The following is a 19923-nucleotide window of genomic DNA, read 5'->3' as shown; positions in this document are numbered from 1 at the left end:
AGGAGGCCCCGCATGCTCGTGCTCGTCATCAATTCCGGCTCCTCGTCGCTGAAATACCAGGTGCGTGACGTCGCCGCCGGGACGGTCCTCACCGAGGGGCTGATCGAGAAGATCGGCATGGGCAACGGCGGTGGCGGGGACGGCGAGATTGAGGGCCCGCGGGACCACGCGGAGGCGCTGGAACAGGTGGACGCCGCCATCCACCGCGAACTCGGCGGCCTGGAGCTGGCGGCGGTGGGCCACCGGGTGGTGCACGGCGGCGAACGGTTCGCCGAGCCCGTCCTGGTGGACAACGAGATCACCCGCGCCATCGAACGGCTCAACCCGTTGGCGCCGCTGCACAACCCGGCCAACGTGCTGGGCATCCGCGCCATCACCAGGAAATGGCCCAAGATGCCGCAGGTGGCCGTGTTCGACACCGCCTTCCACCGCACCCTGCCCGAGCATGCCTGGCGCTACGCGGTCCCGGACGAGCTGTACACCAACCACGGAATCCGCCGCTACGGCTTCCACGGGACCTCGCACGAGTACGTGGCCCGCCGCGCAGCAGCCCTGCTGGACATCCCCATGGAGGAGTTCGACGGCGTCATCGCCCACCTGGGCAACGGAGCCTCTGTCACGGCCATCCGCGGCGGACATTCTGTGGATACCTCCATGGGCTTCACGCCGCTTGAGGGCCTGGTGATGGGCACCCGCTCGGGCGACCTGGACCCCTCCATCCTGGTGTTCCTTGGCCGTGCCGGCTGGACACCCGAGGACATCGACACCATGCTCAACCGGGAATCCGGGCTGAAGGGCCTGGCGGGCAACAACGACATGCGCTCGGTGGTGGAAGCGTCCGAGGCCGGCGACGACAAAGCCACCATGGCCCTGGCCGTGGCCTCCTACCGCTTGGCCAAGTACATCGGCGGCTACCACGTTGCCGTCGGCGGGGCGAAGGCCCTGGTCTTCACTGCCGGGATCGGCGAGAACTCGCAGCAGTTCAGGGCCCATGTGGCGGACCGGCTCGGCGCCCTGGGCATCGAGCTCGACGCCGGCCTGAACGCCGGGAGGTCAAAGGAACCGCGCGTGATATCCACGCCGGACTCCGCGATTCCCGTGCTGGTGGTTCCCACGGACGAGGAACGCGCCATCGCGGAGGCGACGGCCGCCGTCGTCTCCGCCGGCCGTTAGCCTCCATGCCCGGGATATCCCTTCCCATCCGGACCGAACGGCTGGTCCTGCGCCGGTTTGAGGGCGGCGACCTGGACGCCTTCCACGCCTACCACTCGCTGCCGGAAACCGCGCGTTTCCTGCCCGGCCCGGCGAAGACCTACACGCAGTCAATGGAGCGGGTGGGCCACTATGCCAACTTTGTCTTCGAGAAGGAGGGGGACTGGGTGGCGCTCGCCATCGAGGCCGCCGGTGAGCCGGGGCTGCAGGGGGAAGTGGTGCTCAAATGGCTGCCCGGCCGCGGGCAGGGCGAGGTCGGGTGGACGCTGGCACCCGCAGCCCGCGGCAAGGGCTACGGGACGGAGGCCGCCGGCGCCGTGCTGCGCCTGGGCTTTGAGGAACTGGGCCTGCACCGGATCGAAGCCCGGCTGGACGAACTCAACGTGGCCTCAGCATCCCTGTGCGGCCGGCTGGGCATGCGGCTGGAGGCGAGGCACGTCGACAAGTGGCATTACAAGGGCCAGTGGGCCACTGAGCTGATCTACGCCATCCTTGCCGATGAGTGGCGCATCGGTTCACAGGCGGCTTCTACGCCCGGCCCTTGAGGATCAGGTTCCAGTAGATCTTCGGGAACAGATCGCGGTCCACCACCCAGGACAGCCGGCTCTCATTCCAGGTCGGGACGCGGGGGATAGTGGGTTTGGGGCGGTAGCGGTCGTCGAACTCGGCGAACACCACGGTGTCCCGCGAGACCGTAAACGGGCACACCGAGTAGCCGTCATACTTCGCCCGCAGCGGCTTGCCTTTGCGGGCAGCCACCAGGTTCCGGGCCAGCACCTTGGTCTGCTTGCGGAGCGCCCCGCCGGACTTGGAGTTGGTGGTGCCCGCAGCGTCACCCAGGGACCAGACATTGGCATACCGCAGGTGCCGCAGGGTTTGCCGGTCCACCTCCACGAAACCGCCGGCGTCGCCGGCGGCCGGCAGGTCAGTGGCCTTGAGCCAGTCAGGCGCCGACTGCGGCGGGACGGCGTTGAGGACGTCATACTCCAGGTCCTCGGTGGTGTTGGCGGCGTTGTCGCGGACCGTTGCCCGCCGGCCGGTGGGGCTGACCGCCACCAGCTCGCTGTTGGTCCGCAGCTCGATCCCGTACTCGGCGATCTTCCGGTCCAGTTCCCGGTCCACCTCCGGGACACCGAATACGGTGGGATACGGCTGGACCATCACCACGCGGATGTTGTCCAGGACCCCCTGTTCCCGCCAGTAGTCGCAGGCGAGGTACATGGGTTTCTGGGCGGCCCCGCCGCACTTGATGGGACCTGCCGGCATGGTGAAGATGGCGGTGCCGGAGGTCATGGCACTGAGCAGCGTCCAGGCTTTGGGGGCCAGTTCGAACTCATAGTGCGAGGCCCCGTAGGGCGAGTGGACGGCCTCGGCCATCCCCGGCACCGCGTCCCAGTCGTATTGCAGCCCCGGGCAGACCACCAGTTGGCCGTATGCGACCGTTGTCCCCGATTCCAGCATGACCGTGTTGGCATTGGCATCCACGCCCACGGCGGCGTCCCGGATCCAGGTGACGCCCTGCGGAGTCACCGACTCCTGGGTCCGGACGGCCTCCTTGGCCTGCGCCCGACCACCCGCGATATGCGAGAACAACGGCTGGTACAGGTGGTGGTCCCGGGGCTCAATGAGCGCCACGTCCTTCACGCCGTACCGCTCCAGCCGGGCCGCCAGGGACACTCCCGCATTGCCGCCGCCGATGATCACTACCTCATGCCGGGCAGCCACGGGGCTACTTCTTCTCAGTCAGCGCGGATGCCTTGTGCGCCGCGCGCGCCCCGGTCTTGTCCGACTCCACCACGTACTGCGGCTCATCCTCGCTGGCGCGGTGCGTGTTGCCGTCGAGCTCGAAGTCGCTGGTCTTCTTCTCCACGATCCTGCCGTGCGTCTTGCCCTGGGAGGTGTTCCACTCCACGTGCGTTCCCTTGCTCAATGACATGCCCGCTCCTTCGGTATCCCTGCGGAAAACAAGTACCCACAATAGTAAGCATGATTAGCTTATTGGTGCATTGACAGCGAAGAGGCAGCGGTCCAAGCTGGCGCTGTGCCTACCTGCCGGCCGAGCCGTGCCGGCACCAGGCGCTGTCCCAGGAGAGCCCGATGCCAGTAGTAGAAGAATCCGCAGTCATCGCCCGGCCGCCGCAGGAAGTCTTCGATTTCCTGTCGAAGTTCGATAACACCGCGGCCTACGACTCCTCGGTTACCGCCTCTGAGCAGGTGGGAGACGGTCCCGTGGGGATGGGAACCCGGGGCCGGGGAACAAGCAAGATCATGGGGCGCCGGTTCGACTGGACCGTCGAGGTGGTGGAGTTCGACCCGCCCAGGCGGATGGTGTCCCGCTCCGTTGAGGGAAAGCTGAACTTCACGGTGACCTTCACGCTGGAACCGGCCGATGGCGGAACCCGCGTCACCCAGCGAATTGACGCCGACTCCGGCTTGGGCGGCATCTTTGGCAAGATGGCTGATCCGCTGGTGGAGCGCGCCCAGGGACGGACAGTCCGGGCCAACCTTGAGACGCTCGCTGAGTGGCTGGCGGAGCACCCGCAGACGTGAACCGAAGCCTGCCGGCCCCGGCGCGGGCAAGGCAGGGGGCGCGGGCAAACGCAGGCGTACGACGGCGGGACGCGCCCGCCGTCGTACGCTTCAGTCCTGTTTCAGCCCTGCGCCGGGCAGCAGCTCGGTGGCTTCCAGGGCATCGGCGATGAACGCGTAATCCCAGGCCCGCTCGCGCCACTGGACATACCGGCCGGACGCGCCGCCGTGGCCGCCCTCCATCTCGATCTTCATCACGATCGGCTCGGACCCCGTGGTCTTGTTCCGCAGTTCCTGCACCCATTTGGCCGGTTCCACGTACAGAACCCGGGTGTCGTTGAAGGACGTGACGGCGGCGATCTTGGGGTAGGCCACCTCCCGCACATTCTCGTACGGGGAGTAGGACTTCATGTACGCGTAGGCCAGGGGGTCCGTGATGGGGTTGCCCCATTCCTCCCACTCCAGCGCGGACAACGGCAGGTCCGGGTCCAGGATGCTGGTGAGCGGATCCACGAACGGCACCTGCGCCACGATCGCCGCATACTTCTCCGGCGCCATGTTGGCCACGGCGCCCATCAGCAGGCCGCCGGCCGAGCCGCCCAGCGCCGCGATCCGGGCAGGGTCCACCCAGCCGGAGTTTGCCAGCCAGTCGGTGGCGTCCACGAAGTCGGTGAAGGTGTTCTTCTTGGTCAGCTTCTTGCCGTCCTCGTACCAGTGCCGGCCCAGCTCGCCGCCGCCGCGGATGTGCGCGATCACGAACACCACGCCGCGGTCCAGCAGCGACAGCCGGGCGATGCCGAAGCCGGGGTCCATGCTCATCTCGTAGGAGCCGTACCCGTAGACCAGGCCCGCCGCCGTCGAATCCTGTTTCACCGCCTTGTGCCGCAGCACCGAAAGCGGGATCCGCGTGCCGTCGCCGGCAGTGGCCCACTCCCGGGTGGCCACGTAGTCGCTGCCGTCGTAACCGCCCAGCACCGGGCTTTCCTTACGGAGCAGCAGCCCGCCGGCCGGCTGCTCCGGCGTGGGAAGCACGAAGTCGTAGATGCGCGACGGCGTGAAGTAGGAGGTGTAGCCCAGCCGGATCACGGGGGCTTCGTAGTCCGAGCCGCCGACGCCCGCAGTGTAGAGCTCCTCGTCGAAGGCCGGTTCCACCGGTGCCTGCTGGGCCGGGGTGCCCAGGCCGGGCAGCCCCATCACCTGGACGCGCTCGATGGTGTCCTTGCGGATGGACACGATGAGGTGCGTGGCCGTGACGCCCGCGCCGTTGACACGGACGTCGTCGGAATGGTCGACGACGGTCTGCCAGGTCTGTTCCGCCAGCGGTTTTTTGAGTTCCGCCGGGTCCGCCAGGGACACCATGGAGTTAATGGCCCCGCGGTTGTGCGTGAGCAGGATCTTTTCCACACTGTCCAGCAGGAAGGGCTCGGCTTCGTAGAGGACCCGTTCGTTCCGGGAGATCACCGTGGTGACTGCCTGTTCGGGGTCGTCGAAGCGGAGCAGGCGGGTCTCGCTGTACTCCGAGCACCCGATGCCCAGCACCAGGTGGCGCCGGTCCGCGGAGAGCTCAAAACCCAGCCACATGGCGGCGTCGTCCTCCTGGTAGACCACAGTGTCCTCGGCCACCGGCGTGCCCAGGACGTGGGCCTTCACCTGGTAGGGCCGCCAGGAGTCATCCACCACGGTGTAGAAGAGGCGCTGTCCGTCGGGCGAGAAGGAGACGCCGTAGAAGATGTTCTCGATGACGTCCGGCAGCAGTTCGCCCGTGCGAAGGTCTTTGATCCGCAGCGTGAACCGTTCATCGCCTGAGTTGTCCACCGCATAGGCGTAGAGCGTGCCGTCAACGGTGACGGCGGTGCCGCCCACCGAAAAGAAGGGCTTTCCCTCGGCCTCCACGTTGCCGTCCAGCAGGATCTCCTCGCCGGGGATCTCCACCCCGGGCTCCACGGCCGGCGGAGTCCAGTCGGCCACCGTGTCCCCGGTGTCCTGCGCCTTGACCCGGCAGTGGATCCCGTATTCCTTGCCCTCGGCAGAGCGGCTGAAGTACCACCAGCCGTCCTTGCGGTGCGGGACGGAAAGGTCCGTTTCCTGGGTGCGGCCCTTGATCTCCTGGAAGATGGCCTCGCGCAGCGGCTCCTGGTGCGCGGTGACCGCTTCCTGGTACGCGTTTTCGGCCCGCAGGTGCTCCACCACCTCCGCGGATTCCTTGTCCCGCAGCCATTCGTAGTTGTCCACGAACGTCTCCCCGTGGTGCGTGCGTTCGGTGGGGATCTTCTTGGCAACCGGGGGGACCGGGACGGCGGTACCGGTGGAATCCTGCAGGGAAGTGGAGGTCATGGATTCAATATATAGACCCCCTCCGGCAACCCCGCAGGCCGTTCGCTACCGGGGGAGCCGAAAAGGGCGAAAGACTCTGGGTCCCCGCCCCGCCGCCGGTCAGGCTGGAAGGGCATTGAGAGGAAAGGAGACGCCATGACCCCCGAATCCGGCCCGGCTCCCCGGGCCCAGGCCTGGCTGGCGGTGGCCCGCTGCGTGGCAGTGTCCTGCGTCATGCTGGTGCGCCGGCAGGTCCATCTTCCGAAACAGAATGTTGGCAGGGTGCTGCGGTTCGCCGACGGAAGCACCGCGCGGGTCTACCGGGAGACCGCCGTCGACCGCGGGCCCGCCGAGCCCTGCGTCCTGGTGGTCGCCTTCACGCTCCGGCTGGTCCGCGGCAGGGCGCACCGCCTGTTCGAGGCGGAGAGCCTGCTGAACACCCCGCTCTTCGTGGGGTTCCCCGGGTTTGTCTCCAAGCTTTGGTGCGCCCACGACACCTTCGGCGCCTACCGCGGGCTGTATGAATGGGACGGTCCTGAACGCGCCCGCAAGTACGCCGCCGCCCTGTGGCGGGTCCTTGAACTGGTCAGCGTCCCCGGATCCATCAGCTACAAGGTGCTTCCCGGGCTGCGCCGCGACGAGGTGCTCGCCAACCCGGCGAGGATGCCTGCTGCAACCCAGCCGGACCACGCCTGGTGGCGGCTCCTCAACCCCAACTGACATCCGCCATCCATGGCACCCGGGCAAGGCACGACGTCGGACAGCGACGTCCTGGTGGTGGGCGCGGGTCCCGCCGGACTCACCACTGCCCTCCAGGCGCACGCCCACGGCGCCACAGTGCGTGTGGTGGACCGGCGCCCGCACCGGGCCCGTCCGTCCCGCGCCATGATGCTGCACGCCAGGGCGCTGGAGGGCCTGCGCCCGCTGGGGGTGACCGATGAGCTGCTCAGCCGCGCCGACACCACTCCCGAGGCGCGCATCCACCTGGGCCGGCACGTCGTCGAGGCCCGGCTGGGCCACGCTGACCTCCCGGACACGGCCTTCCCGCACCTCACCCTGGTCCGGCAAGCCGACGTCGAGGACGTCCTCTGCCAAGCCCTGCAGGCCCGCGGGATCCACGTGGACTGGGGCGTCGAGTTCCGCGGGCTCCAGCATGAACCAGACCTCGTGTCGGGGCAGGGACTGGTGCGCGCGCAGCTGCATCCCGCCGGCGGCCCGCGGCGCAACCTGGCGGAGCACCACGTGTCCCGGTTCCTGGCCGGCTGCGACGGGCAGTCCAGCACCGTCCGCGGCCTGACCGGTGCACAGTGGCGCGGCGGCCCGTACGGGGTGGAAGCGGTCATGGCCGACCTCGAACTGGACGGCGCCCTGGACGAGGGGATGCTGCACGTGGCCGTCGGTCCGGCAGGGCTGGTCTTCCTGTTCGCGCTGGGCGAGGGCGCCACCTGGCGGATGCTGGCCACCCGCCCGGCAGCCCCGGCGCCGGGAGCCCGGTTCGGCCAGCTCGGTCCGCCCGTTCCGGCGGAGGAGGTGGCCCGGCTGGTGGGGGAATCGGGACTGGGTAGATCCGGCCCGGGCGGATCCGGCCTGGGTGCTGCGGTCAGCGAGGTGCGCTGGTCGGCGCAGATTCCGCTGCAGCACAGGATTGCCAGGACCTTCGGTGCCAGTCCCGTCTTCCTGGCCGGAGATTCCGCGCACGCCCACTCACCCGCCGGCGGCCAGGGCATGAACAACGGCATCCTCGACGCCCTCAACCTCGGCTGGAAACTGGGCTTCGCCTCGGCCGCAGGCACGCCGCTCCCCGAACTGCTGGACAGCTATGGGCAGGAGCGGCGGCTGGCGGCCCGGCGGGTGCTGGCGCTGACGCACGTGATCTTCTTCGGCGAAGCCTCACCGCATCCGGTGGCCCGGCTGGCCCGGAGCGTCCTGCCCGTCTTCGCGCCGGCACTGCCGCTGCTGCTGCGGCAGCGGTGGGTCACCGCCAAGGGCATCAGGCTGCTGGCCCAGCCGTTCGTGCACTACCGCGGCAGTGCCATCTCCCATGACTGCACGCCCCGCGCCGGCCGGTGGCCGCGGCCGGGCGAGCGGCTGCCGGACGGGCCGGTCTCCGTGGGCGGACGGGTGGCCCGCCTTCACGAACTGACCGCCGTGCCGGGCATCCACCTGTTGTTTGAGCGCGACGCCGGCCCGGGCCCCTCGGGTGCCGGCCCCGCCTTCACCGCGCTGCCGGCTTCGCCGCTGGTCCACGTCCACCGGCTCACCAGCCACCCCGGGCGGGGCGTGGTGGCGGTCCGCCCGGACGGGTACGTCGGCTACCGCTGCGGCGTGGCGGACCCCGGCCAGCTGGCGTCATGGCTGCGCCTGGTGGGTGCCGCGGACTGAAGGCTGCCCACGGTGCCAACCTCCCGCCGTCGTGATGCTCCATCACTTATGGCTCCCAAAACCGGTGGTGAGGAACCACAACTGATGGAGCAAACGGGGAAGGGGGAGGCTGGTTGCGGGTGGACGGCAGGCGTATTCTGTTCAGTTCAAGGCACATCCGCCCAGCGTGAGAGGGGAAGTTCCATGACCATCCCGCCAGTGCACGAACCAGAGCCGTTTCCGCCTGAACCCGGTCCGGAGCCCACGTCGCCGGATCCCACCCAGCCGAGGCCTCCCGGCCCGCCGTCCCCGAATCCGTTCCCCGCACCACCGTCACCGGGGCCGCTGCCGGTCCCGGACCCCGGGCCCGCGCCGCTTCGCCCCGACCCCACCCGGGACTGACCCGAATCAGGCCGCCAAGGGGCCTTCCGCCCGTGCACCCGCACTGGTTGGAAGGCCCCTTTTCCGCGTCCTGGCAGGGCTGGAAAATCTTCCAGAAATTCTTGCCCGAACCCTTGAAGACCTGTCCCTGCGGTGCTAAAAAATCTGTATCAGCCACTACAGATCGGCTGATATGGAAACTGTGTTGGACCATCTCTTACGAGGAGGGAAGCCATGTTGATGCGAACCGATCCGTTCCGCGAGCTGGACAGGCTGGCCCAGCAGGTCCTCGGCACGGCAGCACGCCCGGCGGCGATGCCAATGGATGCATGGCGTGAGGACCAGGAGTTCGTCGTGGCCTTCGATTTGCCCGGCGTAGCGGTTGATTCGGTTGACCTGGATGTTGAACGGAATGTCCTGACGGTCCGGGCCGAGCGGCCCGATCCCACGGGCAAGGACACCGAACTGATTGCCGCTGAGCGGCCGCGTGGCGTCTTCAGCCGCCAGCTGATCCTCGGCGACACGCTTGATACCGAGAATGTGAAGGCCAGCTACGACGCCGGTGTCCTGACGCTGCGGATCCCTGTCGCCGAAAAGGCCAAGCCGCGCAAGATTGAGATCGAGACGAAGGGGGCAAAGCAGGAAATCGCCGCTTAGTTTCAACGCAGGCCCGGGAGGCGGCCAGATCTGTTGACTGCCTATTTTGGGGCGAATCGCCATTCTGTGCACGCCACAGCGCCAGACAGCGCACCGGCAGCTTAGGCCCTAACCTCCCGCCACGGTGGCCCCCGGCTTCGGCCGGGGGCCATCCATGTGTCCGGTCAGACGCTGAACTCCAGCATCAGCGCGGGGAGTTCGTCCGCGAGTTCGCGGGCCAGGAACCCCAGCGGCCCCAGCCGGCTGGCCAGCCGGTCCGCCGCGGCGGCGTGCAGGTGGGTGCCCCAGCAGGCCGCCTGGGTGCTGCTGGTGCCGCGGGCCCGAAGCCCGGCGATGGCTCCGGCCAGCACATCGCCGCTGCCGGAGGTGCCCAGGCCGCCGTAGCCGGTGGTGATCTTCCATAGCTCCGGTTCGTCGGGCACCAGGCCCGGGGGCTGCGTGATCAGACCCTGGCAGCTGACCACGGCGTCGAACCGGGCGGAGATGTCGGCGAGGTCCTTTTCGAGGTCATCCACGTCCCGTCCCAGGAGGATCCCTGCTTCCGTGGGGTTTGGGGTGAGGATGAGCCGGCCGCGCCAAGGGTCCAGCCGGTCTTCCAGCGGCACCAGGGCGCCCAGCGCGTAGGCATCCAGGACGACGGCGGCACCTCCCGCGCTGCCATCGCCACCTCCGTCGCCGGTATCACCGTCCGGCCCGCGGTCCCGGCCGGCCTCGTGGTCGAGCATCGCCGCCATCAGCTCACCGGCCAGGTCGGGATCGTCGAGTCCCGGCCCCACCAGGATGGTGTCCGCCCGCTCCAGGTAGGCGGACATCCTGTCCAGTTCCGCCTTGACCGAGCCCCCGGCCGTCTCCGCAAGCCCGACCGCGCCGCATTCCGGCAGCGCCACCCCCAGCTGCACGGCCACGGACTCGGCCACCGCCAGCGTGAGCTTCCCGGCCCCCGCCCGCAGCGCCGAAACTCCGGCCAGGAGGGCGGCGCCGGGAGTTGCCCGCGCTCCACCCACCACCAGCACCGATCCCCGCGAATATTTGTCCCCGCCCGGCGCCGGCAGCGGCCACTGCCGCAGGAGCGACGGCGTGACCAGGGTGGCGCCGGAAGGCTCACCGCGGCCGGACACTGGTGTCTCCGGCGTGCTCGGTGACGGCGACGCCCTGTTCGGCCAGGTGGTCGGCGACGTTGAAGCTCTCCAGCGTCCACGGCCCCACGCCGGAGGGGCGGACGAACCGGGTCACCGAGGCGTTGAGGATGGCCTCCCTGGCTGCAAGGTCCAGCAGTTCCTCCTCGCTGAGCCCTTCCAGGACATACCGGAACAGCATGATTACGGCGTCATGGCATACCAGCATCACCCGCTGGCCCATGCCGAGGCTGTTCAGCTCGGCCAGGACTGAGCGCAGCCGCAGCGCCACGTCGGCCCACGATTCGCCTCCCGGCGGCCGGTAGTACAGCTTGCCCAGCCAGTCCCGGCGCTCGGATTCCTCGGGGTAGCGGTTCTCCACGCCCAGCCGGGTCAGCCGGTCCAGGATGCCCAGCTCACGGTCCCGCAGCCGTTCATCGGTGCGGACCTGCAGCGGCCAGCCGGCCGTTTCCACCGCAATTTCCGCGGTCTGCCGGGCGCGCGCATAGGGAGACGAGACCACCGCGTCCGGACGGAATTCCGGGGCGGTCCGGGCCAGGGCCACGCCCAGCGCCGTGGCTTGTTCCCTGCCGGTCGTGGAGAGGTTTACGTCCGCGTCGCGGGCCGGGACGGGGATGACCTCAACGCCGGCCTCCCGGGCTTCCGTGGCTGCCACGTTGCCTTCGCTCTCACCGTGCCGGATCAGCAGCAGCTCCACCGCCCCGGCCTGCTCCACCGCCTCCGTCAGGCCGTCGTCGTTCGCTGAATTACCCTTCAAGAAACACCCCGTCCTTCGCCGTGCCGAATGCCGTGCCGAAATGCAGGACAACTACCAAGGGCGTACCCAGGGGCCGGCGCGAAATAACGGCCGCCGTTCGACGCGCATTCCCCTTCGCGATGCGCAGATTCATTGCCGCGCCCCACATATCCCAGTCGTCAGGGAATTTGCGCGTCGCCGGAAGCTTGGCGCGTCGCCACGTGATGTGTGGAGCGGGAGCTACCGTTCCGGCGTCAGCACCTTGGAGAACACCGTGGCGCCGTTGGCGTTGCGGAGGCTCGCGGTGAAGCTGTTGTCCGCGCCCAGCTGGACGTGCCCGAAGAACTGGTTTTCGCCGTCGCGCGGGGACTCGCCGGCAAAGCGCCCGGCCTTGGAGAACACCACTTCGGGACCGAACGTGCCGTCCATGGCGTTGGGGCCGAAGGAGCCGGCGGCGATGGGCCCGGCCACGAATTCCCAGAACGGGTCGAAGTCCGTGAAGGCAGCCCGTTCGGGGGAGTAATGGTGGGCTGCGCAGTAGTGCACGTCGGCCGTGAGCCAGACCGTGTTCTTCACGCCGTTGCGCTTGAACGCGCTCAGCACCCCGGCGATCTCCAGTTCGCGGCCCAACGGGGCGCCGGGATCGCGGTTGGACAGGCTTTCCTGGTTCACGGGGCCGTCCGGGACGATGATGCCCAGCGGCAGGTCGGCGGCGATCACCTTCCACGTCGCCTTGGACTTGCTGACCTCGCGGATCAGCCAGTCCACCTGCTCCTGGCCCAGGATGTTCGTGGCGTAGGGTTCCCTGTCGTCCGTGTTGGGCGATTTGTAGGTGCGCATGTCCAGGCAAAAGATGTCCAGCTGCGGTCCACGGGAGATTTTCCGGTAGATCCGGGCCGGCTGGTACTGGCCGGCGTCGTCGAACGTCCCCGGCCGCCAGATGGCCGAGCTGTCAGCGATGGGCATGTTCTCCTGCCAGGCCTGCCGGCCGCGCGCCGCCAGTGTGTTGACGTCCCGGACCGTGTAGCGGGAGTCATCGATGATCTGTCCGGGGTACCAGTTGTTGTGGGTCTCATGGTCGTCCCACTGGGCGATCACCGGCACGTCCGCGAACATGGCGCGCATGTTGGCGTCCATGGAGTTGTAGCGGTGCCTGCCGCGGAATTCGGTCAGGGTTTCGGCCACCTTGGAGACCTCCTCCGTCACCAGGTTCCGCCATACCTGGCCGTCCTTTTCAGTCACCGATCCGGAGATGGGCCCGTCGGCGTAGATGGTGTCGCCGGAGTGGATGAAGAAGTCCGGCCGGGTCTGGTGCATGGCCCGGTAGCCGCGCATCCCGCCGATCTCCTCATTGATGCCCCAGCCCTGGCCGGCGGTGTCGCCGGTCCACACAAAGCTCTGCGAGGACGACGCCGGGACGTCACCGCCGCCTGTCAGGTCGCCGGTGCGGCCCGCGCCGTTGAACGTCCCGGCGTCCGGCGCCGTGCGGAAGCTGCCGCGGACCGTCTCACCGGCCGCGCCGCCGTCGTCCTCGAAGCTGATCTCCAGCGCAAAGCGGGTGTTGGAGGGCAGGTTTCCGGCGTGGATCTTGGCGGTGAAGTCGGACGCCTGGGTGGCCCGGGGCCCGCGGAGTACCCGCTCAAAGGCGCCCCGCCCGCGCAGGACCTGGCCGCCGTCGTCCACTGCCCGCAGCACTGCCGTCATCCGGCCGGCGCCCGAGGCGCGGGACCACAGCACGGCCGAGTCGGAGGTGACGTCGCCGGTGGCGATGCCGCTGGGCAGGGTGAGCCGGTTGCGCACCAGGGCCACGCCGGACGGTGCAGTGGCGGCCGAGGCGTTGGCGGCCGGCACGGAGGCCAGCGCGGCGGCGAGGACGGAACTCTTGACGATGGTGCGGCGGGAAACCCCTGCCTGGGAAGACTCAGTCATGCCCTCAGGCTTCCTCCGCCGGGCACACGGACGTTGTCCCCCGGGTGAACCGGCAGTGAGCCGCGGTTGAACAGGAAGCGGCGGCAGAGGGCTCCCGGGCCGCCGCCGTTCGACGCGCAAAGCACTCCGCGACGCGCAAAACACTCCGCGACGCGGGTGTTGGATGGCGCACCCCACATAGCGGCGCGTCAGGGAATTCGCGCGTCGCGGGCGGTTTTGCGGATCGTGAACTAAGCTGCGCTACGGCTTCGCGAAGTCGCCGATCCGGCCCTCCCGCAACGCGGCGCCCACGGCCGCGATGCCGTCGTAATCGGGGAACAGGACGGACTGCCCGGCCACGAAGCCGGAGCCCAACGTGGGAAGGGTCATGGTGCCGATGGCGTTCACGTCCACGTTCCGCAGGCTGTAGGCAAGGATTGCGGCCTGGACAGGGTCGAAGCCTTTGTCCACAGTGAGGCAGCACGACGCGAAGTCCACCAGCGAACGGACGGCGTTGACATCGTTCAGGGCGCCGCCGCCGGTAAGCCGTGCCAGGATGGCGCGGAGCATGATCTGCTGGTCGCGGACACGCTGGAAGTCGCCGTCGGCGAAGGCATGGCGCTCGCGGGAGAACTCCAGGGCGGCCTGTCCATCCAGGTGGTTGATGCCGGCGCTGAAGACGTGTTCGGTCTCAATCGTGGACTGGAAGGCGATCGGCACGTTCACGTCGATGCCGCCCAGGCCGTCCACCAGGATCTTGAACCCGCCGAAATCGAGCATCAGGGTGTGGTCGATGGTGATTCCCAGGAGCTGCTGCACCACGGCGGTCTGCAGGTCGATGCCGCCGTACTGAAGCCCGGCGTTGATCTTGGCGCCGCCAATTCCGGGCAGGTCCACCCAGTTGTCGCGGTTGATGGAGATGAAGTAGAGATTCTTGCGGTCGGCGGGGACGTGGACCACCATCAGGGTGTCCGCCCGCTGGTCCTGGGGTTCGCCGGTGGCCGCCGTACGGGCCGCCGCATCACGGGCCGGGGTGTCGCGGATGTCGCTGCCGATGACCAGGATGTTCATCGGGGCCGCCGGCAGATCCGGAATCGGGGCCGGTGGAGGTGGGGGAGCAGGAGCCGGCGGAGGCGTTTCGGACGGAGTAGGTGTGGGGGTGGCGCTGGGCGTCGGGGTTTGGGTCTGGGTCGCCGCCGGCTGCGCCTGCTTGCCGGCACGGTTCAGGCTGTAGACCGCGACTCCGGCCGCCGCCACCAGCACCAGCGCAACAAGGGCGGCGATCCAGCGGCGCCGGCCCAGGGCCGCCATCCAGGCAGGCCGGCCGGAGCTGGAGGGGCCGCCTGGCCGCGGACCGCCGGTGGGACCGGATGGATCAGAACCGCCTGGGATGCTCATGACGCCTCCACCTCAATGTGACTGGTGGGATCAGTGTCCGTCCCGCAGGCCCCGCTTGGCTACGGGCGTATCCAAACTGTCACCTGAAAGGCCGGCGCCATGGTCCGGCGTGTGCACGAAGCGGGTGCGGCCCTACAGCGGCTGTGACGCGTGGCCGCCGGCCGGCGCGTTGAGCCGGGCGTGGCGCAGGATGGACACGATCGCCGGGGCGAGCTGGTCCTCCATCTCCCGGTACACCTCGGGCGTCCGGCGGTACGGGTCCACGATGTCGTTGTCCGCGGGATCGGCGGGCAGGGAGAGATGCCGCACGCCGGCCGCCCGCGCCGGCAAGCTCCGCCACAGGGCGGCATTGGCAGCGAGCCCGGCGTCGCCGTCGGACGCTGCCTGGGAAGGTACGACGGCGGCGGGCTGGCTGCCCGCATCAGCTTCCCGCTGGTGCAGGACATCGAGCATCCGCGCGAACTCGCGGATGGTGAAGGTGCGCTTGAGCAGGGAGGCATCCAGCTGGAGCACTTCGCCGCGGTGCCCTGAGGTCATGGTGAGGACCAGGTCCACGCCGCGCAGGATCCTGGGCGTCAGCTGGCGCGCCGCGAAGCCGTCGGGGTTGCCGCCGAAAGTCCGCACGATGTCCGCCGAGATGGGCTGCATGGGTTCGCCTACGAGGGCGCGGGTGCCGGCGCTCGCCACCTGGAAACCGCCCGGGACCGCCTGGTCCAGTCCAGCCTGCAGCAGCCGTTCGGCCACCGGTGACCGGCAGATGTTTCCGGTGCAGACGGTAAGGATTCGTACTGGCGCGGAAGTGTCCAAGGAGGTTTCTCTTTTCCCAGCTGGCGGCTGATCCGTTCGGACCCGTGCTTTTCAACTTAACACGCATTGGCGCGGCGGCGGCCTCCACAGGGTGGGTGCCGTCGCCGCGCCGCACGGCATTGGCCGGCGTGATGGTTAGAGCGTGGCCAGGAGCTGCTTCATGTGCGTGATCTCCGACTGCTGGGCGTCCACGATGCCGCGGGCCAGCTTCACAGCGTCCTCTGACTTGCCTGCACTGAGTTCCTGCTGGGCCATGTCGATGGCGCCCTCGTGGTGGCCGATCATCTGCTCGAGGAACAGGCGCGCTGCCTCGGTCCCAGTGGCGGAGCGGAGCTTGTCGATGCCTGCGTCGTCCACCATGCCGGACATGCCGTGCCCGGAGTGGTCAGCCATCATGGTGGGCGCGTTCCAGCCCGTGAGCCAGCCGGTCATCTGCTCAATCTCCGGAGCCTGGGCGGCCTTGATCCTGGTGGCCAGGGCGGTCAGCTCTGCGGGCATGTCCGGCTTCGCCAGGATGATGCCGCTCATCTCCACCGCCTGGGCGTGGTGGGGGATCATCATCTGCGCGAACATGACGTCGGCCTGGTTGTGGTCGGCGCCCGTGCTCGCCAGCGCGGTGGCGCCGGGCATCGAGCTGGCCATGGAGCCGGACGTGCCGTGGTCCATGGGCATGCTGCCGGAACCCGGGCTGGCGGCGCATCCCGCAAGGCCCAGCGAGGCGGCCAGGGCAGCAGTAATGGACAGGGTTTTCAGGGTGGTGTTCATGGTTGTCCTTCAGGAAGGTAGTGGAACTGGTCCGGTTGGTCGGGAGCAGTTCGGTCTACGTCCGGCTGATGGACAACTCGCATGGCGTGGGGCTGGGCGGCCGGTAGCCGTAGGCGGAGCCGGGCCCGGTGACCGTATGCAGCGCCGGCAGGCCGGCCACGGTTGCCTGGGGCGGATGTCCCGTCTGCGGGGCGCTGGGTGCGGACGGGATACACTGCGCCCCCGGCTCCCGGGCCAAAGGGCACGGACTGCCGCAGGTGGCGGCAGCAGCCATGGCCACCCCGTCCGCATGGTCCCCACGGGCGGAATGCCCGACGGCGTCATGGCCGGCGGGTGCCACGGCTCCCGGACCGCTGGGGGCACCGCCGCTGGGAGAGAGGGGGCTGTGGGTAACGGGACTGTGTGAATCCAGCCCGCGTGAATCCAGCCCCCGCGAATCCAGCCCCTGCGAACCCGAGCCGTGGGATGCGTGTCCTGCTGTCAGCACATGCATTCCGAGCAGCCCCGCGATAACGGCCAGGATGCCGGTAAGCAGCCAGGCCCGGTGGAGGATGGATGCCGCGGCGCGGCTGGTCATGGCAGGTCCCTCCTTGGGCTGATTCGGGTGTGCCGATCGGTCCGGAGGATCAACGTACCGCGGACGGGTTGAGTTTCAGGCGCCGGAGGAGCTGGGCGTTCAGGGCCACCACCACCGTGGACGCGGACATCAGCACAGCCCCGGCCGCGGGCGAGAGGACCACCCCGGCGAAGGCCAGGACGCCGGCGGCCAAGGGTACGGACAGGATGTTGTAGCCGGTGGCCCAGACCAGGTTCTGCCACATCTTCCGGTAGCTCGCCCGGGACAGGTCCACCATGGACAGCACGGCGCGGGGATCATTCCCGGCCAGCACCACGCCGGCGGATTCCACCGCTACGTCCGTTCCGGCGCCGATGGCAATGCCCACCTCGGCGCGGGCCAGCGCGGGGGAGTCGTTGACGCCGTCGCCCACCATGGCCACCTTCAGCCCGCGGCCCTGCAGCTCGGCCACTTTCTTGTCCTTGTCCGCGGGCAGGACCTCGGCGAACACCTCGTCGATGTCCAGGTCCGCGGCCACTGCCTGCGCCACCTGGTGCGCGTCGCCGGTGACCATCGCCACCTTGATGCCGCGCCGCTGCAGGGCTGCAACCGCCTGCCGGGACTCAGGCCGCACGGCGTCCTCCATGCTCACGGCACCAAGGATCCTGCCGCCGTCGACCACGTGCAGCACGGCTGCCCCGCGGTCCATCCACGCCCGGGTGCTGGCGGCCAAGGCGGCGGGTTCGACGGCGCCCAGCTCACGCAGGAGCGCCGGCCCGCCCACGTGCACCGTCCGTCCATCCACCGTCGCCTGGACGCCGCGGCCCGTCAGGGAGGTGAAGCCGGTGGCACGCGGCAGCGCCAGGTTCCGTGCCGTGGCGGCGCGGACGATGGCCCGCGCCACCGGATGTTCGCTGTCTGATTCCACGGCGGCGGCCAGGGCCAGTACGGCATCGGCGTCCGCACCGTCAGCAACGGCGATGTCTTTCAGCTCCGGCTCCCCGGTGGTCAGGGTGCCGGTCTTGTCGAACAGGACCACGTCGATGGTGCGCATGCGTTCCAGCGCCATCCGGTTCTTGATCAGCACCCCGGCCCTGGCTGCCTGTTCGGTGGAGATGGCGATCACCAGCGGGATGGCCAGCCCGAGGGCGTGCGGGCAGGCGATCACCAGCACGGTGACAGTCCGGGTTACGGCGTCGGGAACGCTTCCCAGCAGCGTCCAGGCGATAAAGGTCAGGACGCCGGCGCCGGCAGCAAAGTAGAACAGGAAAGCCGCGGCCCGGTCCGCCAGTGCCTGGGCGCGGGACGATGAAGCCTGTGCTTCCTCCACCAGCCGCTGGATCCCGGCCAGGGCGGTCTGGTCGCCCACGGCCGTGACCCGCACGCGCACGCTGCTGTCCGTGGCCACGGTCCCGGCCACCACCGGATCACCGGCACCCCGCGCCACGGTCTTGGATTCGCCCGTGATCATGGACTCGTCGAACTCGGCCTGCCCGTCCACCACGTTCCCGTCGGCGGGCATGCGGGCGCCGGGCCGGACCAGGACCATGTCCCCGGGACTGAGTGCAGACACCGGGACGGTTTCGGTGCCGCTTTCGGTGATGCGCTCAGCCTCGTCCGGGAGCAGCGCGGCGAGGGCGTCAAGGGCGCCCTGTGCGGACCCGAGGGCGCGCATCTCGATCCAGTGGCCCAGCAGCATGATGGCCACCAGCAGCGCCAGCTCCCACCAGAAGTCCAGGTCGAAACCGCCGATCCCCAGGCTGGTGACCCAGGAGGCGGCAAAGGCCACCGTGATGGCCATCCCGATCAGCAGCATCATTCCCGGGGCGCGGTCCTTGAGCTCCTGCAGTCCGCCCTTGAGGAAGGGCTGGCCGCCGTACAGTAAGATGACGGTGCCCAGGACCGGCGGTATCCATGCGGAACCCGGGAACTCCGGCGGCATGTAGCCCAGCAGGTGGGCCATCATGGGGCTGAAGTAGACCACGGGGAGGGACAGGGCAAGGGTGAGCCAGAACCTGTTCTTGAACATGGCGGTACTGTGCCCGGCGTGCTGGCCGTGGGTGTGGACCATACGGTCGTCTTCGGCATGGCCGCCGTGGGGGCCGTGTCCGGCGGCGTGTGCCGGCGGCTGGGTGAGCGTCCCGCCGCCGGGCCGGCTCTGGTCGGGGTCCTGATGATGGTGGTGCTGGTGGTTCCCGGTGTTCATGTCAGTTCCAATCCGTTGGGATTATTCGGCGCTGGGGTTGAACGGCTGTGAAGGCGGTGGGAGCACCGGCCGGGACATACCACTTCACTGACAACACCGCCAATATACCCCTAGGGGGTATTAAGGTCAAGGGCCCTATGCCATGCCGGGCCAGAGGTCCATAGGGCGTCCCGCACTACCTTCTGATTCCGCAGACGGCCATACTTAAATGAGCGAGGACAACGCCGGCCCGCGGGGGGCCGGGCGGTCCAGGGGAGGTAGTCCGGTGACGGAGCTCAACGACTTGTACACGTATTCCAGTGTGCTCGGGGACAGCGAAACCGACGCCGGGACGTTCAGGGTGGATCTTGGCCCCGAAGGCCCGGCCCTGCAGTGGTCCGATGGCATGTTCCGGCTCCACGGCTACCAGCGCGGCGAGGTGGTCCCCAGCCTGGATCTGATCTTTGCCCACAAGCACCCGGAGGACCGGGAACGGTGTGAGGAAATCGTGGCGCAGGTGTCCCGCAACGGCGGATTCTTCTGCATGTACCACCGGATCGTCGACGCCCGGGGCAAGACCCGGCGGGTGCTCACCGCGGGGGAGGCATTCCTGGACGGCAACGGGGCGGTCATTGCGCTGGAGGGCGTGACAGTGGACCTGAGCCGGACCCTGCAGCGTGAAACCGAACAGGCCGCGCGGGATGCCGTGGCAGGGGCTACGGCCACCCGGACCGTGATCGACCAGGCCCGCGGCATCCTCATGGGCCAGCTGAAACTCGGCTCCGACGAGGCCTTCCGGATGCTGGTCAGCACCAGCAGCCACCGGAACGTCAAGCTGGTGGTGGTCGCCGCGGAACTGGTGCAGCTGGCCAACTCGCCGGAGGCGCGGACCTACCTGGACCGGGCCGTCCGCGCTATTCAGCTGAACAGCCGGCCGGACCGGGCCGGAGGCAGGCGTGTGGGTTAAGCCCTTCCCGTA

General features: G+C 69.0%; 18 protein-coding genes. 7 read left to right on the top strand and 11 right to left on the bottom strand.

What is annotated here, in order from left to right; translation table 11 throughout:
- Nucleotides 1-12: 12 nt before the first annotated feature.
- Both RM50_RS10120 and RM50_RS10115 read left to right on the top strand, forming a co-directional pair.
- Nucleotides 13-1173 carry an acetate kinase gene (locus tag RM50_RS10120; RefSeq protein WP_043452344.1) on the top strand — a complete coding sequence of 387 codons (1161 nt, stop codon included), beginning with the start codon at nucleotides 13-15 and terminating at the stop codon, nucleotides 1171-1173.
- Nucleotides 1174-1178: 5 nt separating this feature from the next.
- Nucleotides 1179-1757, top strand: a complete 579-nt coding sequence (locus RM50_RS10115) for a GNAT family N-acetyltransferase (RefSeq protein WP_043452343.1) — start codon at nucleotides 1179-1181, stop codon at nucleotides 1755-1757.
- Here RM50_RS10115 and RM50_RS10110 read toward each other — a convergent pair.
- Together RM50_RS10110 and RM50_RS10105 are read right to left on the bottom strand one after the other, a co-directional pair.
- A complete protein-coding gene (locus RM50_RS10110) occupies nucleotides 1741-2937 on the bottom strand; it encodes an NAD(P)/FAD-dependent oxidoreductase (RefSeq protein WP_043452342.1) in 1197 nt (398 codons plus the stop codon). The genes RM50_RS10115 and RM50_RS10110 overlap by 17 nt on opposite strands.
- Before the next feature lie 4 nt (nucleotides 2938-2941).
- A complete protein-coding gene (locus tag RM50_RS10105) occupies nucleotides 2942-3148 on the bottom strand; it encodes a DUF2945 domain-containing protein (RefSeq protein ID WP_043452340.1) in 207 nt (68 codons plus the stop codon).
- A gap of 161 nt (nucleotides 3149-3309) precedes the next feature.
- On the opposite strand from RM50_RS10105, the gene RM50_RS10100 reads away from it, so the two are divergent.
- Nucleotides 3310-3762 (top strand): SRPBCC family protein, encoded by a 453-nt coding sequence (locus RM50_RS10100; protein WP_043452338.1) that lies wholly within the window; start codon nucleotides 3310-3312, stop codon nucleotides 3760-3762.
- A gap of 90 nt (nucleotides 3763-3852) precedes the next feature.
- On the opposite strand, the gene RM50_RS10095 is transcribed toward RM50_RS10100, so the two are convergent.
- Nucleotides 3853-6075, bottom strand: coding sequence for a S9 family peptidase (locus RM50_RS10095; RefSeq protein WP_043452337.1), 2223 nt, complete (start codon nucleotides 6073-6075; stop codon nucleotides 3853-3855).
- A gap of 135 nt (nucleotides 6076-6210) precedes the next feature.
- On the opposite strand from RM50_RS10095, the gene RM50_RS10090 reads away from it, so the two are divergent.
- The 3 genes from RM50_RS10090 (at nucleotide 6211) to RM50_RS10080 (ending at nucleotide 9453) form a co-directional block, all read left to right on the top strand.
- The gene (locus RM50_RS10090; protein ID WP_043452336.1) at nucleotides 6211-6774 is read left to right on the top strand and encodes a hypothetical protein; all 564 of its coding nucleotides are present in this window, start codon (nucleotides 6211-6213) and stop codon (nucleotides 6772-6774) included.
- Between the two features lie 12 nt (nucleotides 6775-6786).
- Nucleotides 6787-8436 carry an FAD-dependent monooxygenase gene (locus RM50_RS10085; protein WP_043452335.1) on the top strand — a complete coding sequence of 550 codons (1650 nt, stop codon included), beginning with the start codon at nucleotides 6787-6789 and terminating at the stop codon, nucleotides 8434-8436.
- A gap of 594 nt (nucleotides 8437-9030) precedes the next feature.
- Nucleotides 9031-9453, top strand: a complete 423-nt coding sequence (locus RM50_RS10080; protein WP_043452334.1) for an Hsp20/alpha crystallin family protein — start codon at nucleotides 9031-9033, stop codon at nucleotides 9451-9453.
- Between the two features lie 164 nt (nucleotides 9454-9617).
- On the opposite strand, the gene RM50_RS10075 is transcribed toward RM50_RS10080, so the two are convergent.
- From RM50_RS10075 to RM50_RS10040, 8 genes are all read right to left on the bottom strand, one after another.
- The gene (locus RM50_RS10075) at nucleotides 9618-10571 is read right to left on the bottom strand and encodes an ADP-dependent NAD(P)H-hydrate dehydratase (protein WP_052260121.1); all 954 of its coding nucleotides are present in this window, start codon (nucleotides 10569-10571) and stop codon (nucleotides 9618-9620) included.
- Nucleotides 10555-11346 carry a histidine phosphatase family protein gene (locus RM50_RS10070; RefSeq protein ID WP_043452333.1) on the bottom strand — a complete coding sequence of 264 codons (792 nt, stop codon included), beginning with the start codon at nucleotides 11344-11346 and terminating at the stop codon, nucleotides 10555-10557. The genes RM50_RS10075 and RM50_RS10070 overlap by 17 nt, the downstream gene beginning before the upstream one ends.
- Nucleotides 11347-11565: 219 nt before the next feature.
- Nucleotides 11566-13254, bottom strand: coding sequence for an alkaline phosphatase D family protein (locus RM50_RS10065; protein ID WP_043452332.1), 1689 nt, complete (start codon nucleotides 13252-13254; stop codon nucleotides 11566-11568).
- A 240-nt stretch (nucleotides 13255-13494) separates the two neighbouring features.
- Complete coding sequence (locus tag RM50_RS10060; RefSeq protein WP_043452331.1) at nucleotides 13495-14631, bottom strand: LCP family protein; 1137 nt, start codon at nucleotides 14629-14631, stop codon at nucleotides 13495-13497.
- A 132-nt stretch (nucleotides 14632-14763) separates the two neighbouring features.
- Complete coding sequence (locus RM50_RS10055; protein WP_043452329.1) at nucleotides 14764-15438, bottom strand: low molecular weight phosphatase family protein; 675 nt, start codon at nucleotides 15436-15438, stop codon at nucleotides 14764-14766.
- 135 nt (nucleotides 15439-15573) lie between these two features.
- Complete coding sequence (locus RM50_RS10050) at nucleotides 15574-16203, bottom strand: DUF305 domain-containing protein (RefSeq protein ID WP_043452328.1); 630 nt, start codon at nucleotides 16201-16203, stop codon at nucleotides 15574-15576.
- 55 nt (nucleotides 16204-16258) lie between these two features.
- Nucleotides 16259-16780 (bottom strand): hypothetical protein, encoded by a 522-nt coding sequence (locus RM50_RS20660; RefSeq protein ID WP_043452327.1) that lies wholly within the window; start codon nucleotides 16778-16780, stop codon nucleotides 16259-16261.
- Between the two features lie 49 nt (nucleotides 16781-16829).
- On the bottom strand, nucleotides 16830-18965 hold the full coding sequence (locus RM50_RS10040; protein WP_043452326.1) for a heavy metal translocating P-type ATPase: 2136 nt from the start codon (nucleotides 18963-18965) through the stop codon (nucleotides 16830-16832).
- Between the two features lie 265 nt (nucleotides 18966-19230).
- Between RM50_RS10040 and RM50_RS10035 the strand changes: the two genes are divergently transcribed.
- Nucleotides 19231-19911: a PAS and ANTAR domain-containing protein gene (locus RM50_RS10035; RefSeq protein WP_043452325.1), complete on the top strand. Its 681-nt coding sequence runs from the start codon at nucleotides 19231-19233 to the stop codon at nucleotides 19909-19911.
- Nucleotides 19912-19923: the final 12 nt, after the last annotated feature.

The sequence above is a fragment of the Pseudarthrobacter phenanthrenivorans genome (genome assembly GCF_000813845.1).
Taxonomy (GTDB): Bacteria; Actinomycetota; Actinomycetes; order Actinomycetales; family Micrococcaceae; genus Arthrobacter; species Arthrobacter phenanthrenivorans_B.
The sequence above is the reverse complement of the archived record's forward strand: the minus strand, read 5'-3'. Positions and strand labels throughout refer to the sequence as shown.

Coding starts and splice junctions, on each gene's coding strand:
- RM50_RS10120 (WP_043452344.1), top strand. CDS start 13: ATGCTCGTGCTCGTCATCAATTCCGGCTCCTCGTCGCTGAAATACCAG.
- RM50_RS10115 (WP_043452343.1), top strand. CDS start 1,179: ATGCCCGGGATATCCCTTCCCATCCGGACCGAACGGCTGGTCCTGCGC.
- RM50_RS10105 (WP_043452340.1), bottom strand. CDS start 3,148: ATGTCATTGAGCAAGGGAACGCACGTGGAGTGGAACACCTCCCAGGGC.
- RM50_RS10100 (WP_043452338.1), top strand. CDS start 3,310: ATGCCAGTAGTAGAAGAATCCGCAGTCATCGCCCGGCCGCCGCAGGAA.
- RM50_RS10095 (WP_043452337.1), bottom strand. CDS start 6,075: ATGACCTCCACTTCCCTGCAGGATTCCACCGGTACCGCCGTCCCGGTC.
- RM50_RS10090 (WP_043452336.1), top strand. CDS start 6,211: ATGACCCCCGAATCCGGCCCGGCTCCCCGGGCCCAGGCCTGGCTGGCG.
- RM50_RS10085 (WP_043452335.1), top strand. CDS start 6,787: ATGGCACCCGGGCAAGGCACGACGTCGGACAGCGACGTCCTGGTGGTG.
- RM50_RS10080 (WP_043452334.1), top strand. CDS start 9,031: ATGTTGATGCGAACCGATCCGTTCCGCGAGCTGGACAGGCTGGCCCAG.
- RM50_RS10065 (WP_043452332.1), bottom strand. CDS start 13,254: ATGACTGAGTCTTCCCAGGCAGGGGTTTCCCGCCGCACCATCGTCAAG.
- RM50_RS10060 (WP_043452331.1), bottom strand. CDS start 14,631: ATGAGCATCCCAGGCGGTTCTGATCCATCCGGTCCCACCGGCGGTCCG.
- RM50_RS10050 (WP_043452328.1), bottom strand. CDS start 16,203: ATGAACACCACCCTGAAAACCCTGTCCATTACTGCTGCCCTGGCCGCC.
- RM50_RS20660 (WP_043452327.1), bottom strand. CDS start 16,780: ATGACCAGCCGCGCCGCGGCATCCATCCTCCACCGGGCCTGGCTGCTT.
- RM50_RS10040 (WP_043452326.1), bottom strand. CDS start 18,965: ATGAACACCGGGAACCACCAGCACCACCATCATCAGGACCCCGACCAG.